Annotated in this window: 11 protein-coding genes and 1 tRNA gene; 9 read left to right on the top strand and 3 right to left on the bottom strand. The window is 57.0% G+C overall.

Annotated elements, in window-relative coordinates:
• Positions 1–39: 39 nt before the first annotated feature.
• From ORG26_RS10930 to ORG26_RS10910, 5 genes are all read left to right on the top strand, one after another.
• The gene (locus ORG26_RS10930; protein WP_266369100.1) at positions 40–630 is read left to right on the top strand and encodes a 5-formyltetrahydrofolate cyclo-ligase; all 591 of its coding nucleotides are present in this window, start codon (positions 40–42) and stop codon (positions 628–630) included.
• A gap of 80 nt (positions 631–710) precedes the next feature.
• Positions 711–1,724 (top strand): aspartate-semialdehyde dehydrogenase, encoded by a 1,014-nt coding sequence (locus ORG26_RS10925; RefSeq protein ID WP_266369099.1) that lies wholly within the window; start codon positions 711–713, stop codon positions 1,722–1,724.
• Between the two features lie 139 nt (positions 1,725–1,863).
• Complete coding sequence (locus ORG26_RS10920) at positions 1,864–4,533, top strand: TonB-dependent receptor domain-containing protein (RefSeq protein ID WP_266369098.1); 2,670 nt, start codon at positions 1,864–1,866, stop codon at positions 4,531–4,533.
• Positions 4,534–4,666: 133 nt separating this feature from the next.
• Positions 4,667–5,446, top strand: a complete 780-nt coding sequence (locus ORG26_RS10915) for an ABC transporter ATP-binding protein (protein WP_266369096.1) — start codon at positions 4,667–4,669, stop codon at positions 5,444–5,446.
• Positions 5,443–7,101, top strand: coding sequence for a hypothetical protein (locus tag ORG26_RS10910; RefSeq protein ID WP_266369094.1), 1,659 nt, complete (start codon positions 5,443–5,445; stop codon positions 7,099–7,101). Before ORG26_RS10915 ends, ORG26_RS10910 begins: the two co-directional genes overlap by 4 nt.
• Here the strand turns inward: ORG26_RS10910 and ORG26_RS10905 are convergent.
• Positions 7,084–7,860, bottom strand: a complete 777-nt coding sequence (locus ORG26_RS10905; RefSeq protein ID WP_266369092.1) for an NUDIX hydrolase — start codon at positions 7,858–7,860, stop codon at positions 7,084–7,086. The genes ORG26_RS10910 and ORG26_RS10905 overlap by 18 nt on opposite strands.
• Before the next feature lie 127 nt (positions 7,861–7,987).
• On the opposite strand from ORG26_RS10905, the gene ORG26_RS10900 reads away from it, so the two are divergent.
• The 3 genes from ORG26_RS10900 to ORG26_RS10890 all read left to right on the top strand — a co-directional run bounded on the left by ORG26_RS10900 (position 7,988) and on the right by ORG26_RS10890 (position 10,368).
• Complete coding sequence (locus ORG26_RS10900; RefSeq protein WP_266369091.1) at positions 7,988–8,875, top strand: sugar phosphate isomerase/epimerase family protein; 888 nt, start codon at positions 7,988–7,990, stop codon at positions 8,873–8,875.
• 194 nt (positions 8,876–9,069) lie between these two features.
• Positions 9,070–9,870 carry a helix-turn-helix domain-containing protein gene (locus ORG26_RS10895; protein WP_266369089.1) on the top strand — a complete coding sequence of 267 codons (801 nt, stop codon included), beginning with the start codon at positions 9,070–9,072 and terminating at the stop codon, positions 9,868–9,870.
• Positions 9,871–9,981: 111 nt separating this feature from the next.
• Positions 9,982–10,368: a DUF983 domain-containing protein gene (locus ORG26_RS10890; RefSeq protein WP_266369087.1), complete on the top strand. Its 387-nt coding sequence runs from the start codon at positions 9,982–9,984 to the stop codon at positions 10,366–10,368.
• A 52-nt stretch (positions 10,369–10,420) separates the two neighbouring features.
• On the opposite strand, the gene ORG26_RS10885 is transcribed toward ORG26_RS10890, so the two are convergent.
• Positions 10,421–10,504 (bottom strand) — tRNA-Leu (locus tag ORG26_RS10885).
• A 188-nt stretch (positions 10,505–10,692) separates the two neighbouring features.
• On the bottom strand, positions 10,693–12,090 hold the full coding sequence (locus ORG26_RS10880) for an MBL fold metallo-hydrolase RNA specificity domain-containing protein (RefSeq protein ID WP_266369085.1): 1,398 nt from the start codon (positions 12,088–12,090) through the stop codon (positions 10,693–10,695).
• Between the two features lie 91 nt (positions 12,091–12,181).
• Here ORG26_RS10880 and pbpC point away from each other — a divergent pair, with 91 nt between their 5' ends.
• Positions 12,182–14,515 carry a penicillin-binding protein 1C gene (gene pbpC / locus ORG26_RS10875; RefSeq protein WP_407704829.1) on the top strand — a complete coding sequence of 778 codons (2,334 nt, stop codon included), beginning with the start codon at positions 12,182–12,184 and terminating at the stop codon, positions 14,513–14,515.
• Positions 14,516–14,564: the final 49 nt, after the last annotated feature.

Below are 14,564 nucleotides of genomic sequence, written 5' to 3'. Positions count from 1 at the left end.
AATCTGCGTCAAAAATCTGCGAGAATCTGCGAGAAACACATGACCAAGTCCGACCTCCGCCGCCTTTACCGCCAGCGCCGCCGCGACCTGCCCGAAGCCGACCGGCAGGCCCGCTGCAACGCGATTGAGCAGAGTTTCTTCCGCTGGTTCACCGGGCAGAACTTCACAAACCCCGTCGTACACACCTTTTTGCCAATTGAAAAGCAAAAGGAAGTGAACACCTGGCCGATTGTCCGCCGACTCTGGCAAATGCCGGGCGTGCGGATCGCCGCCTCGGTTACCAACCCGCAGGACGGCACGCTCACCCACTACGAAATTTTCCCCGATACGCCTTTTATCCCCAACCCCTACGGCATCCCCGAGCCTCCAGACAATTCATTATTCATTATACATTATTCATTAATCTCTCTCGTCCTCGTTCCCCTGCTCGCTTTCGACCAGCGCGGCCACCGGGTGGGCTATGGCGGCGGCTATTACGACCGGTTTCTGGACCAGTGCCGGCCGGATTGCGTTAAAATGGGCTTGTCGCTGTTTGAGCCAGTGGCGAAAATCGACGACGTGTACGAGGGAGACATCCGATTGGACGGATGCGTGACGCCGGGGCAATTCTACAGTTTTCCAAAAAATTAGGTAATTAATCCCCCGCTTTCCCGTATTTTTGCGCCGGGTTTCGGACCCGATTTGTTTAACAGTCAAAATTTTATGCAAGAATGAAAATTGCCGTAGTTGGCGCAACCGGCCTCGTCGGTGGCGAAATCATGAAGGTGTTGGAAGAGCGTAACTTCCCCGTAACGGAACTGATTCCTGTCGCTTCAGAGCGTTCGGTGGGTAAACAGGTTACGTTTAAGGGTAAACAGGTTACGGTCGTGAGCTTCGAGGACGCCATCAAAGCTAAACCGGCTATTGCAATTTTCTCGGCAGGCGGCGGCACCTCGCTGAAGCTGGCTCCGGAATTCGCGGCGGCCGGCATTACGGTCGTGGACAACTCCTCCGCCTGGCGCATGGACCCGACCAAGAAGCTGGTTGTGCCCGAAATCAACGCCAATACGCTGACGCCGGAAGACAAAATCATCGCCAACCCGAACTGTTCGACCATTCAGATGGTGGTGGTGCTGGCTCCGCTGCACCAGAAATACGGCGTCAAGCGCGTGGTGGTTTCGACCTACCAGTCGGTGACGGGCACGGGCAAAGCCGCCGTGGACCAGCTGTTTGCCGAGCGCGCGGGCGACAAAGAGGCCGCTAAAGTGTACCCGCACCCGATCGACCTCAACGTGCTGCCGCATATCGACGTATTCCTCGACAACGGTTACACGAAAGAGGAAATGAAGATGACGAACGAGACGAAGAAAATCATGGGCGACGACAGCATCGCCGTGACCGCTACGACCGTCCGCATCCCGACCATCGGTGGCCACTCGGAAGCCGTCAACATCGAGTTTGAAAACGAATTCGACCTCGACGAAGTGCGCGCTATCCTGTCGCAGGCCGAAGGCGTGGTGGTGCAGGACGATCCGAAAAACTTCGTCTACCCGATGCCGCTGACGGCTCACGGCAAGGACGAAACCTTCGTAGGCCGTATCCGCCGCGACGAGAGCCAGCCGAAAACGCTGAACCTCTGGATCGTAGCTGATAACCTGCGTAAGGGCGCCGCCACCAACGCCGTGCAGATCGCCGAATACCTGATGAAAAATAACCTCGTTCAGGTCGAAGAAGCAGTCGCCTGAAAAATACGCTGCCGGGAAGTTTAAGCGGCTTTCCGGTTGAAACGATTCGCTTCGAAGCCCGTCAGCCCCGCTGCTGACGGGCTTTTTGTTTAAACCTTTTCGCCCATTTGGTATTATACCAGGTAGACGACATTTCAATATGACACAAAAGCTATCCATACTGATTCTTTGCGTATTAGCCTGTTTACTCAGCATCCCGGTACGGGCGCAGCAGCCCTCCGCGGGCGTACTGGAAGCCATTGGCGTCGCGCCCGACACCACCCGTCCGGTCGCGCCAACCCGCCCCGATACGACCCAGTTTAACACGGCCGACCGGCCGGATACGGTCCGCACGGCCCAGCCCGCCCCCGGCCCGCAACCGGCTGCCACGACACCTGCGCCGACGGCCACGGAACGTCAGGTCGGCGGTCAGCCGGGCAGCGGACGCATTCGCGGGCGGCTCGTCGCGCCCCGCAACGGCAGCAACCAGCCCGTTGAATTTGCCAGCGTGGGCCTGTTCCGGGCGGCGGATTCTACTTCCGCCTCCGGGGCGCTGACCGACGAAAAAGGGGCTTTTCAGTTGCAGAACGTGGCTCCGGGCGCCTATTATCTCATCATTCAGTCGCTGGGCTTTGCCGACCGGCGCATTCCCCGCGTGGTGGTCAGTCCGGAACAACCGGAGGTCAATCTGGGCGAAGTCCTGATGTCGGAAACCGCCCGGCAGTTGCAGGAAGTGACCGTGCAGGGCCAGCGCGAAGCGTATGAATATTCGCTCGACCGGAAAATTGTGAACGTAGACCGCCTGCCCATTGCCACGGGCGGAACGGCGATTGATATTCTCCAGAACGTGCCCTCGGTGACCGTCGATGTGGACGGAACGCTGAACCTGCGTGGCAGTACCAACGTCATTGTGCTGGTCGACGGCAAGCCGTCCGGGCTGACGGGACTCGACCGGCAGGCGATTCTGGAGCAGATTCCGGCTTCCAACATCGAACGGATTGAAGTCATTACCAACCCGTCTTCCCGCTTCGATGCCGACGGGGCAGGCGGGATCATCAACATTATTCTGAAAAAAGAACGCGCCGCGGGCTTCAACGGCAACGTGCAGGTCAACGTCGGCACGCGCGACAAGTACAACGCCTCGGTCAATCTCAACGCCCGGTTCAACAAACTGAACCTGTTTGGCAGTTATAATTTCCGGGCCGAACGGCGGTTCAACTACCGGATTTCGGAGCGCCGGAACCTGTTCGACGACTCCACGAGCTTCCTGAGCCAGCGGAACGATGCCATCCGGCGGAGCGTGAACAACAACCTGCGGGTCGGGTTCGATTATAGCCTGACCTCCCGCGACAACATCACGGCTTCGGTGCTGTACCGGCCCGAATACAGCTATGATACGGAAGTGGAAAACTTCAATACGCTGACCGGCGAGCGGCTTTCGCTGGGCCGGACGCTGCGCACCACGGAGGAACGCGAACCCGAACGGGGCCTGGATTACGCCTTTGGCTACCGCCGCAGCTTTGCCAAAAAAGGCCGGGAACTGACCTTCGACGCGACCCTTTCCACGAATAACGCCACCGAAAGCCAGAATTTTCAGAACACCACCACGCTCCCGGTCGAACTGCAGACCGGCAACCTGCGCGTGGGGCGGCAGCAGGCCCGAAACGCGCGGGACAACCGGGTCGGGGTTTTGCAGCTCGATTTTGTGGAGCCGCTGAAAGGCAAAAAGCGGCTGGAAACGGGCCTGAAACACACCTATCGCCATCTCGGAACGGATTACGTTTTCGAGAATATTGTCGGTACCCAGCCCGTTCGCAACGACACGATTTCCAACAATTTTATCTACGACGAATGGACGAGCGCCGCGTACGTCAATTTTGGAAATGAACTCAAACGCTTCAGCTATCAGGTGGGCCTGCGGACGGAATATACCGGCATCCGGACCGACCAGCGGACGACCAGCCAGCAAAGCAACCGGGACTATATCTACCTGTTTCCGAGCGCTTTTGTCAATTACAACCTGAGCCAGAGTCAGAAATTGCAGGTCAATTACACCCGCCGCATCAACCGGCCCTCGGTGCGGTCCTTGAATCCGTTTATCGACCTGGCCGACCCGCTGAACATCTCGTTTGGCAACCCGAATCTGAATCCAGAGCTGATCAATTCGTTTGAACTGAGCCACCTCTGGACGGGCAAGAATACGTCGCTGACGTCGTCCCTGTTTTACCGGCAGACCAACAACGAAGTGACCCGTTTCCGGACTCTGCGCTCCGACGGCGTCACGGAACAGACGTTCCTGAACCTCAACCGGTCGCAGAACTACGGCCTCGAACTGGTGCTGAATCAGGACATTCTAAAATGGTGGAAGGTCAACGGCAACTTCTCGTTTTTCCAGCGGACCATTCAGGCGCTGCCGGGCGTGCCGGACATCCTGACACGGACCAACCGGAGCTGGACCACCCGGATTACGTCCAACATGAGTCCCCGGAAAGGCACGGATCTGCAGGTTGCGGTCAATTACCGGTCGCCGTTCATCGTGGCGCAGGGCACGATTCAGGGCTTTTTCAACGTGGACTTTGGGCTGAAACAGGATGTATTGAAAGGACGCGGGACGATCAACCTGCGGGTGAGCGACATTTTCAATACGCTCCAGTTTGAGAACACCAGCTTTGGGTCCAACTTCGTCTCCACGTCGATCAACAAACGGGAGAGCCGGATCGGATTCATCGGGTTCAGCTACCGGCTCAGCCGGCAGGCGGGCCGCGACCGGGAACGCGATGGCGAAAACCGCCGGCAAAACGACGAATCGGCCGGAGATAACGAATTTTAAACGCACCGGGCGGTACGGCCGGATAGCCCGCCGTACCGCGCGAAAAAAGGATACTTTTTCCGTTTATCCCGTCTGCCTTTGTGCGGACGGGATTTTTTACGCAATTTTTGAAAAGGCTTTAACCTAAACTATAATGGAATCAACCTTACCCGTTATTCAAATCCGTAACCTGCAAAAATTTTACGACCGCTCGCAGGTGCTGAAAGACATCAACCTGACGGTCAATGCCGGGGAAGTGGTCGGCTATATCGGGCCGAACGGGGCCGGGAAGTCGACCACGATCAAAATTCTCATTGGCCTGCTGCCCGAGTTTGACGGAGAAGTCTCCGTACTGGGCTTTGATGTCAGACAAAATCCGATGGAGGTCAAGCGCCGCATCGGCTACGTGCCCGAACAGGCGCAGTTGTACGACGCCCTGACGCCCCGCGAATACCTGGGTTTCATCGGCCAGCTTCACGACCTCGACCCCACCGAAGTAGAGCGCAAAACCGGCGACCTGCTGCGGCTTTTCGGGCTGGATGCCAACGCCGACGACCGGATGACGACGTTCTCCAAAGGCATGCGGCAGAAAGTCCTGTTGATTTCGGGCCTGATTCACAACCCGGATATTCTGTTTCTGGACGAACCGCTGTCGGGCCTGGATGCCAACGCCGTGGTGCTGGTGAAGGAAATCATCCGGCAACTGGCCGACAGCGGCAAGACCATTTTCTACAGTTCGCACATCATGGACGTAGTCGAGCGGATTTCGGACCGGATCGTCATTATCAACCGGGGCGAAGTGATTGCCAACGGCACCTTCGACGAACTGCGGCATCTGCGCGAAAGCGGCTCTCTGGAACAACTCTTCACCCAACTGACCGGCTCCAGCGAGCAAAGCGCCGTGGCCGAAGCATTTATTCAGGCGCTGAAATGAACCTCCTTTTCCTCAGAGTTATTGAGTTTCTGAACCCACTCATTACGCGGCTGGGTGCCGATTTTGGGCAGGTGCGGGCCATTGTGGAGCTGAAGCTCCGGCTCGACAACCGGCGAACGTACCCGGCTTTCGGGCAGTATCGGCAAAACCGGCAGAAAGAATCGGGCAACGCCTTCTGGTGGATGCTGGTCATTTATAGCCTGTTTATGGGGCCGCTGGCCGCCATATTCCTCTGGATTACCGGCGACCAGATGCCGCTGTTCGGTTTTAGTTATGCGTATGGCGTGGCCATGACGATTGTCGCCATGACGCTCATCACCGATTTTTCGTCCGTCATGCTCGATTCTTCGGACAACACGATCATTCTGCCCCGGCCCGTGAGCAGCCGGACCCTGCTGGTCGCCCGGTTGCTGCACATCACGCTGTACCTGCTGCTGATTTCGCTGGCCGTCGAACTGGCCAGTATCGTGACCGTTTTTGTCAAATTCGGTCTTCTGGCCGGTCTGACATTCATGCTGTTCGGGCTGCTGAGCATTTTGCTGGTTGTTTTTCTGACCAACCTGTTTTACCTGCTCCTGATGCGGTTTACGAGCGAGGAGAAGCTGCGGGAGGTGATCAACTACTTCCAGATTGCGGCGGCGATTTTCTTTTACGCCATTTACCAGATCCTGCCGCGGATGCTTGCGTTTGTGGAGGATTCGTTTACGCTAAACATTCGCTGGTGGCATTACCTGCTGCCCCCGGTCTGGCTCGGCGGCGCGGTCGAAAGCCTGGTGTTTCAGAAATTCGACGCGCTGCACCTGGGATTGGTGGCGCTGGCGCTGCTGATGCCGTTTGTCGGGCTATGGGTCATGAACCACTATCTGGCTCCGCTGTACAACCAGCGTCTGGCCATGCTCGACACCGACCACCGCTCGACGGCAGCGGGCCGCCCAACGACCGATCGGACCGGCGGGCTGGCCCGGCTGGTTGCCCGCAACCCGGTCGAGCAGGCGGCCTTTGCTTTTACGTGGCGTATCATGCTCCGGGACCGGAAATTCAAACTGAAAGCCTATCCGGCACTGGGGTACATGGTGGTTATCTTGTTCATGCTGTTCTGGCGAAGCGGACAGGGCTGGTCCGAAGAAGGAAACCGGAAATACCTGCTTTTGCTGTATTTCGCCAACCTGGTCGGGATGCAGGTGCTGCCGTTTGTCTGGCACTCCGACCAGTACAAAGCGGCCTGGCTGTATGCGGTGAGTCCGCTGGCGCAGCCGGGGATGCTGATTTCCGGGGCCGTAAAAGCCGTTCTGGTGCAGTTTTGCCTGCCAGTTTATCTGATTACAGGCCTGATCACGCTGATGCTGGCGGGACCCCATTCCATTGGCGACATTCTGCTGTCCTGGGGCATCAACGCTTCTACGCTGGTACTTTTTGCACTGGGCGGAAACAGCCGGATGCCCTTTTCAATGCCGTTGGAACAGGTAACCAAAGGAACCAATACGTTTCGTGTCTTCGGCATTATGGCTGCCGTAGGCCTGCTCGGGTTTTTGCATTACGGCATGGCGTCGCTTCCCTACGTCGTCTGGATGGCTATTCCGCTGGCGTGGGGTGGTTTTCTGCTGCTCGTGCGGAACCTGCAGCAGACGCCCTGGGCGTCAGTCAAGGAAGCCTGAGGACGAATCGGCCCCGTCTGGGAAGGTTCTGGTCACGAACCGGTAGAGGTACGGAGCCTTGTGCGCTTTGCCGGTTCGCTTTTTGTCCACCCGTTCCAGCAGATTCAGACTCAGCATCTTCCGTTGAAAATTGGTCCGGAGCAGCCGGGTGCCGAGGATGGTTTCGTAAAGCTGCTGTAGGTCGGCCATCGTGAAAACCTCCGGCAGCAGGTTCACGCCGACCGGGGCGTATTCCAGACTGAGCCGAAGCGCCGAGAGGGCTTTGTCGACAATCTGGTTATGGTCAAAGACCAGCGGGGGAAGGGCCTCCAGTTCGTACCAGTCCGCCGCGTCCGAGAAGTCATCGGGCTTGGGGTGGACCTCCGAAAAATCGACCAGAGCGTAATAACCGACCGATATGAACCGCTCGAACAGCCAGTGGCTATCGGGCAGCGCCAGCCCCCGGACGGCCATGATCTGCCGGTGCGTGGCGTCGTTGCGGCGGGCCGGATCGCCGAAGGTGTGAAATTGCCGGAGATAAATGTTCTGCAGGCCGGTCCGTTCGGCCAGTATTCGGTACGCCGCTTCGTCAAGGCTTTCCTCCTGCCGGACAAAGCCGCCGGGTAAAGCGTACAGGTCCGTTTCCGTAAACCGCAGCAGAAGTACCTTCAGATGACCGTCGTGGAAGCCAAGGACGACGCAGTCGATGGAAATGTTTGACAAAAACTGTTTTTCCTCCGTATCGGATAAAAATCGGATCAGGCCCTTTCTGCTCTCCATTTCGTTCAATTTATTCGTTAAAATTAACAATCAACGTTGATACTCTTTAACGATTTCTCTATTATTGTATCAAACTGATACAATAAAGCCGCTTAACCGGACTGGCTTCAAAATTTACGAGAACGTCATGCAGTCTATTTCCCGAAAAACCTTCCTGAAGAACAGCGCGCTTGCGCTGAGTCTGCCGCTGCTTTCGCGGCTGGATGTTTTTGCCAAACCGCCGAAAAACGTCGGCCTCCAGTTATACACCCTGCGCGAACAACTGGGTAAAGACCTGGAAGGGACGCTGCGGAAGGTCTCCGAAATCGGTTATAAAGAAGTTGAACTGTTTGGCTACAGTGACGGCAAATTCTTTGGCAAAACAGCCGCTGAGTTTGGCTCCATGCTGAAGGGCTTCAACCTCACTCCGGTGAGCGGGCACTACCTGGCGGGCGTTGCCATGCCGCAGATGAAAGGTTCGCTGACCAACGACTGGCAGCGGGCCGTAGACGATGCCGCCACGCTCGGCCTGAAATACATGAACTGCGCCTTCCTGTTTCCGGACGAGCGGAAAAAGCTGGACGACTACAAGCGCCACGCCGCGCTGTTCAACAAGTCGGCGGAGGTGACCAAAAAGGCCGGTATCCAGTTCGGCTACCATAACCACGATTTTGAGTTCGAGAAAATGGACGGTCAGGAGCCTTACGACATCCTGCTGAAACAGACCGACAAGAACCTGGTGAAAATGGAACTGGACCTTTACTGGGCCGTTTTTGCCGGAAAAGACCCGGTCGAACTCTTCAAACAAAACCCCGGCCGCTTCCCGCTCGTGCACCTGAAAGACATGGAAAAGAGCGAAAGCCGCACGTTTGCCGAAGTGGGCACCGGCTCGATTGATTTCCAGCGCATCCTGAACGCGGGCAAAACGGCCGGACTGAAGCATTTCTTCGTCGAGCAGGACGTCTGCAAGCGCCCGCCGCTGGAGGCAATTCAGATCAGCTACGGCAACGTAATGAAGCTGAATGTGAACGTCTAGTAACCAGTCAGCGGAAAAATAATTTATTGGAACACAAAAGCCATGCTTTCGGGCGTGGCTTTTTCATGCGTTGGGGGGCGGCTCTGCTTCTGCTGCGTTATATTCGGGCCGTGAGAAAAAAGCCAGCATCGTCAGCCTTACCGGTTTATCAGCTACAATCGTTTCCCCGTCACGAACCGGAGTCGTTGTTTTATATGACGCCGCTGGAGAAGCTTGTCAAGGAATTTAAGGGAATCGATAAGCCTCATTCCCATTCGTTTTATCTGGTGATGTGGATCCGGCAGGGCAGCGGCACGCACACCATCGATTTTAAAACGTACAAGGTCAAACCGGCCCAACTCTATTTTCTGACGCCCGGACAGGTACACAGCTGGAAGCTGTCGCCGGACATTGAAGGGTTCAATCTGTTCTTTGATTCCCATTTTTTCCGCGGCCTTTACGGGAACCGGTTGTACCAGTACCCTTTTTTCCATTCCCACCAGCAACTCCCCCTGCTGGAAGTTGGCGAAGAGTCGAAGCGGTTCGGCGATCTCCTGACGTACGCCTTTGAAGAATACAGCCAGCGACAGGCAAACCGGGACGAGGTTTTTCTTTCTTTTGTGCATATTCTGCTGGAGTCGGCCAACCGGCTTTACCGCCAGCAGTTGGCAGGTACAGAACAGCAGTTATATGCCCGGGTCCGGCAGTATGAAGAGCTGCTGGAAGAGCAGTTTCTGAGCGTTCGGGAGACGCGGGTCTACGCTTCCCAAATGGGGCTTACGCCTAATTATCTGAATCATATCTGCAAAAAAGTGCTGAACAAAACAGCCAGTCAGCTACTCCACGACCGGCTGGTCATTGAGGCGCAGCGACTGTTGACCCATACCACCCAATCAGTCAAGGAAATTGGGTTCAACCTGGCGTTCGAGGACCCGTCTTACTTTGTTCGCTTCTTCAAAAAATACACGGGCCAAACGCCGGCAGAGTTTAGGGAAAAGCTCACGGCGTATCGTTGATTTGTACCATACTTAGCCTGATTTGTCATTCCTTTTGGCTTTCTGAACCGGTACTTTTGCAGGGTAATCACTGCCTGTTTCGGGCAAGTGGCAACCAAACGACTCCAAGCCATGTCAACTCATAGCCGATTCTACAGTGTCTTGTTTAATAAATGTCCCCGCTGCCAGCAGGGCGACTTTTTTGTGACCAAAAGCGCCTTCTCGCTGCATTTTGACCGGATGCATGAGCAGTGTCCGCATTGCCGGGAAAACTTTACGCCCGAGCCGGGCTTTTACTGGGGAGCGATGTTTGTCAGTTATGCGTTTTATACGGCCTATACGCTGCTCACGTTTTTCATCTTTGTGCAGGGACTGAATGTCGATCTGGATTATTATCTGATTGGTCTGACGCCGAGTTTGATTCTGCTGACGCCGTATTTCTTCCGGCTGGCCCGGAGAGCCTGGCTGACGATCTTCATTTCCCCGGTACCGCAGAAAGTGCATCCGGCGGAAAGGTGAGGGAGCTAACCCGCTAAAATGCCAAAAGCCGCAACTTGCGTTGCGGCTTTCGTACCGAAGGAGGGACTCGAACCCTCATGCCCGTAAGAGCACACGCCCCTGAAACGTGCGTGTCTACCAATTCCACCACTTCGGTATTTGGTTGACCACTTGATTTTTGCCGTGTGGCAATCGTCAATCGGGACTGCAAAGATGCAGGATGAAGTTGGATATGTCAAGCCCTTCCTGAAAAAAATATAGCAAAAAAGCGGCGGTGAGCGGCTTTTTTAGGTTGAATGAACTGATTTTCAGACGTAACTAGCGGCGAAAAATTTTTGAAAAAAATTACAGCTGCACCGTTTCGTACGGCGTCGGAATACTGACGTGGCGGAAACCGGCTTTTTCGAGATGGTGCTGAAAAATAAGCTGCCGGTCGATTTCGCCATGAACCAGAAAAACATGCTTCACCTCGGCCGGATCCTGGCAGGACAGGTAGCGCAGCATCTCGGCATAGTCGGCATGGGCGCTGAACGAATCCATCACCTCCACCTCCGCCCTCACGGCGTACGTTTCTCCGAAAATCCGGACTTCCTTCGCGCCGTTCTTCAACTGGCCGCCGAGCGAGTTGGGCGAGCAGTACCCCACCAGCAGAATCGTGTTGCGGCTGTCTTCAATGTTGTTTTTGATGTGGTGCTTGATCCGGCCCGCTTCCGCCATGCCGGAGGCTGAAATGATGATGCACGGCCCCGGCCGCTCGTTGATGGCCTTCGACTCGTCCACGTCGGAAACGTAGTGCAGATTCGGGAAGGCAAACGCATCGCCGTCTTTTTTGATGTATTCCAGAATGTCCGGATTGAAGCATTCTTCGTGGCGCTTCATCACGCCCGTGGCTTTTACCGAGAGCGGACTGTCGATGAACACATCAATGCGGGGCAGCAGGTCGGCGCTTTCGAGCTGGTCGAGGGCGTAGACGAGTTCCTGGGTGCGGTCCACGGCAAAGGCGGGAATGATCAGCTTACCCCGGCGCTCCACGCAGGTTTCCCGCACAATCCGCAGCAGGTGGGCTTTCATGTCGGGTTCCGGCTCGTGCAGTTTGTCGCCGTAGGTCGATTCGCAGATAAGGTAGTCGGCCTGCGGAAACGCCTCGGGCATGCGCAGGATTTTATCGTTGGGTCGCCCGATGTCTCCACTGAAGAAAAGCCGCTTCTCTTCGTTCTTTTCACGAATGGTCAGGCTGACGGCCGCGCTGCCGAGGATATGAGCCGTATCGGTAAACAGAAAGGTAACTTCGCCGCCGTTGAGGTCGTACGGCTGGTGGTAGGGAACCGGGTGCAGAAGGTCCAGCGTTCGCTCGACGTCTTCGGTTTCGTACAGCGTTTCCAGCGGCTGCCGGCCTTTGCGCTGGCGCCGTTCGTTGATGCGCTGGAGGTCTTTTTCCTGAATATGGGCGCTGTCGAGGAGCATGATCCGGCACAGGTCGGCCGTGGCGGGCGTGCAGTAAATCGGCCCCGTATAGCCCATCCGGACGAGGCGAGGCAGCAGACCGGCATGGTCGATGTGCGCGTGCGACAGAATGACCACGTCGATTTCCGCGGGGTCAAAGCCGAAATTCTGATTCAGTTCGTCGGTATTGATGCCCTGAAACAGGCCGCAATCGAGCAGAATGCGGGTGCCGCGCCCGGTGGTGAGGAGGTGCTTGCTGCCGGTTACGGTTCGGGCAGCACCGTAAAATTTTAGTGTCATGGTCGAAGTTTGTTGGGCCTTCGTGGCTTCGGACCTGGCGGTATAGCCACGCAGGCGCGAAGGCACGAAGTGCCACAACGGGCTTAGTTGCATCTGCATATTGGAAAAAATACATCATATCGCCAAACGGATTCTCCGCGTTCGGGCCGTGCCGGTTCTGCTGGGGCTGGCGGCGCTTTTTCTCCTGCTGAACGCCCTGTTTCCGCTCCGGATCAAGCCCCGTTATTCCACGCTCATTACGGCCGCCGACGGCACCGTCCTGCACGCGTTTCTGAACGACGAAGACCGTTGGCGGATGAAGATCGAACTGGCCGAAATTACGCCCACCCTGCGCCGCACGATTCTCTGGAAAGAAGACCGCTGGTTTTACTACCATCCCGGCGTCAACCCGCTGGCCCTGCTCCGGGCGGCTTACCGCAACACCGTCACGGGCCGCCGGACCTCCGGGGCGTCCACCATCACAATGCAGGTCGTGCGGCTGCTGGAACCCCGCGAGCGGACGTACGGGAGCAAAATCATCGAGATTTTTCGGGCGCTGCAACTGGAATGGCGGCTGTCGAAGGACGAAATTTTTCAGATGTACGTGAACCTGATTCCGTACGGCAGCAACGTGGAAGGCATCAAATCGGCTTCGCTGCTGTATTTCGGAAAACCGCCCCAGCTGCTCAGTCTGGCGGAAGTGGCGACGCTGACCATCGTGCCCAACCGGCCGTCGAGTCTGCGGCTCGGCGTGCGCAATGGGTTGGTGGTGCAGGAACGGAACCGCTGGCTGAACCGTCTGCAAACAGCGGCCCTTTTTCCGGAAGAAGACATCCGCGATGCGCTGGCCGAACCGCTGACCGCCCGTCGCCGGGAAGCACCCAAACTCGTCCCGCACCTGGCCCGGCGGCTGAAGAAAGCCTACCCCGACGAACCGATTATCCAGACAGCGATTCTGCCGGGCCGACAGGCGCAGACGGAACAACTGGTGCGCAACTATGTCGGGCGGCTCAGGGCGCAGAACATCCACAACGCGGCGGTGCTGGTGGTGGATAACCGGACAATGCAGGTGGTGGCTTATGTCGGGTCGGCGGACTTTGGCAATGCTTACGACGGGGGTCAGGTGGACGGCGTCCGGGCGGTCCGCTCGCCGGGCAGTACGCTGAAACCGCTGCTGTACGCCCTGGCCTTCGACAAGGGGCTGGCTACCCCCAAAACCGTTCTGAACGATGTGCCAACGAATTTTTCCGGCTATGAACCCGAGAATTACGACCGGCAGTTCTACGGCCCGATCACCGTCGAAAGCGCCCTGGCCAATTCGCTGAACGTCCCGGCCGTGAAGGTGTTGCAGCAACTGGGCACCGGCGCGCTGCTGGATGTGTTGAAAAAAGCGGATTTTCAGACCGTCAGAAAACAGGCAAAAGACCTCGGGTTGTCGGTCATTCTGGGCGGCTGCGGCGTCACGCTGGAAGAACAGACCAGACTTTTTGCGGCCTTTGCCAACGGCGGCCGGTTAAGGGCGTTGCGCCTGAGTAACCAGACAATGGATTCCGCCCGGGTCGCGCTGGTTTCGCCGGAAGCCGCCTTTCTGATCACGGGAATTCTGACGCAGATCACACGCCCGGATTTGCCCAATAACTTCGATAACAGCTATCACCTGCCCCGCATCGCCTGGAAGACCGGCACCTCGTACGGCCGCCGCGATGCCTGGAGCATCGGTTACAACCGGCGGTACACGGTCGGCGTCTGGGTCGGTAATTTTTCGGGAGAAGGTGTTCCGGAACTGAGCGGGGCGAATACGGCCACGCCGCTGCTTTTCGCCATTTTCAACGCCCTGGATTACAACTCGCCGAGCGGCTGGTTCAAGGCACCGGCGGGCAGTCGGCTGATGATGCGGAAAGTCTGCCCCGAAACCGGCGATATTCCCGGCGAAGCCTGCGACCATCCGGTGGCCGATTACGCCATCGAAGGGGTTTCGGCTTTCCACCGCTGCCAGCACCGGAAGGCGGTCTGGACCAATCCGGCCGGGACGGTGTCGTACTGTGCCCACTGCCTGCCGACAGAAGGGGCCGAGCGACGCTTTTACCGCAATCTGGCCCCCGAACTGATCGCCTTTTACGAAACCAGACGCATTCCCTACGACCGGATTCCGCCGCACAACCCCGCCTGCACCCGCGTCTTCGTTCGGAACGGACCGCAGATCATCAGTCCCAACGAAGGCGCGGACTACTTCGTCAATCCGAAAAATCCCGCGCAGCTTCTGCTCAGCTGTCAGGCCGACAACGAGGTGAAACAGGTGTACTGGTACCTCAACGACAAGCTGTACCGCAAGGCCGGGCCGACTGAGGCCGTTTTCTTCCGCCCCGAACCCGGCCCGCTGAAAATCTCCTGCGCCGACGACAAAGGCCGCAACACCGACATCCGGGTCACGATTCGGGAGGAATAGATAAATGACTGAATGACTGAATGACTGAATGATTGAACTAGTGATTCAG

Source organism: Tellurirhabdus rosea (genome assembly GCF_026278345.1).
GTDB lineage: Bacteria > Bacteroidota > Bacteroidia > Cytophagales > Spirosomataceae > Tellurirhabdus > Tellurirhabdus rosea.
Note: the sequence above shows the minus strand (reverse complement) of the source record. Positions and strands in the feature narration are given on the sequence as shown.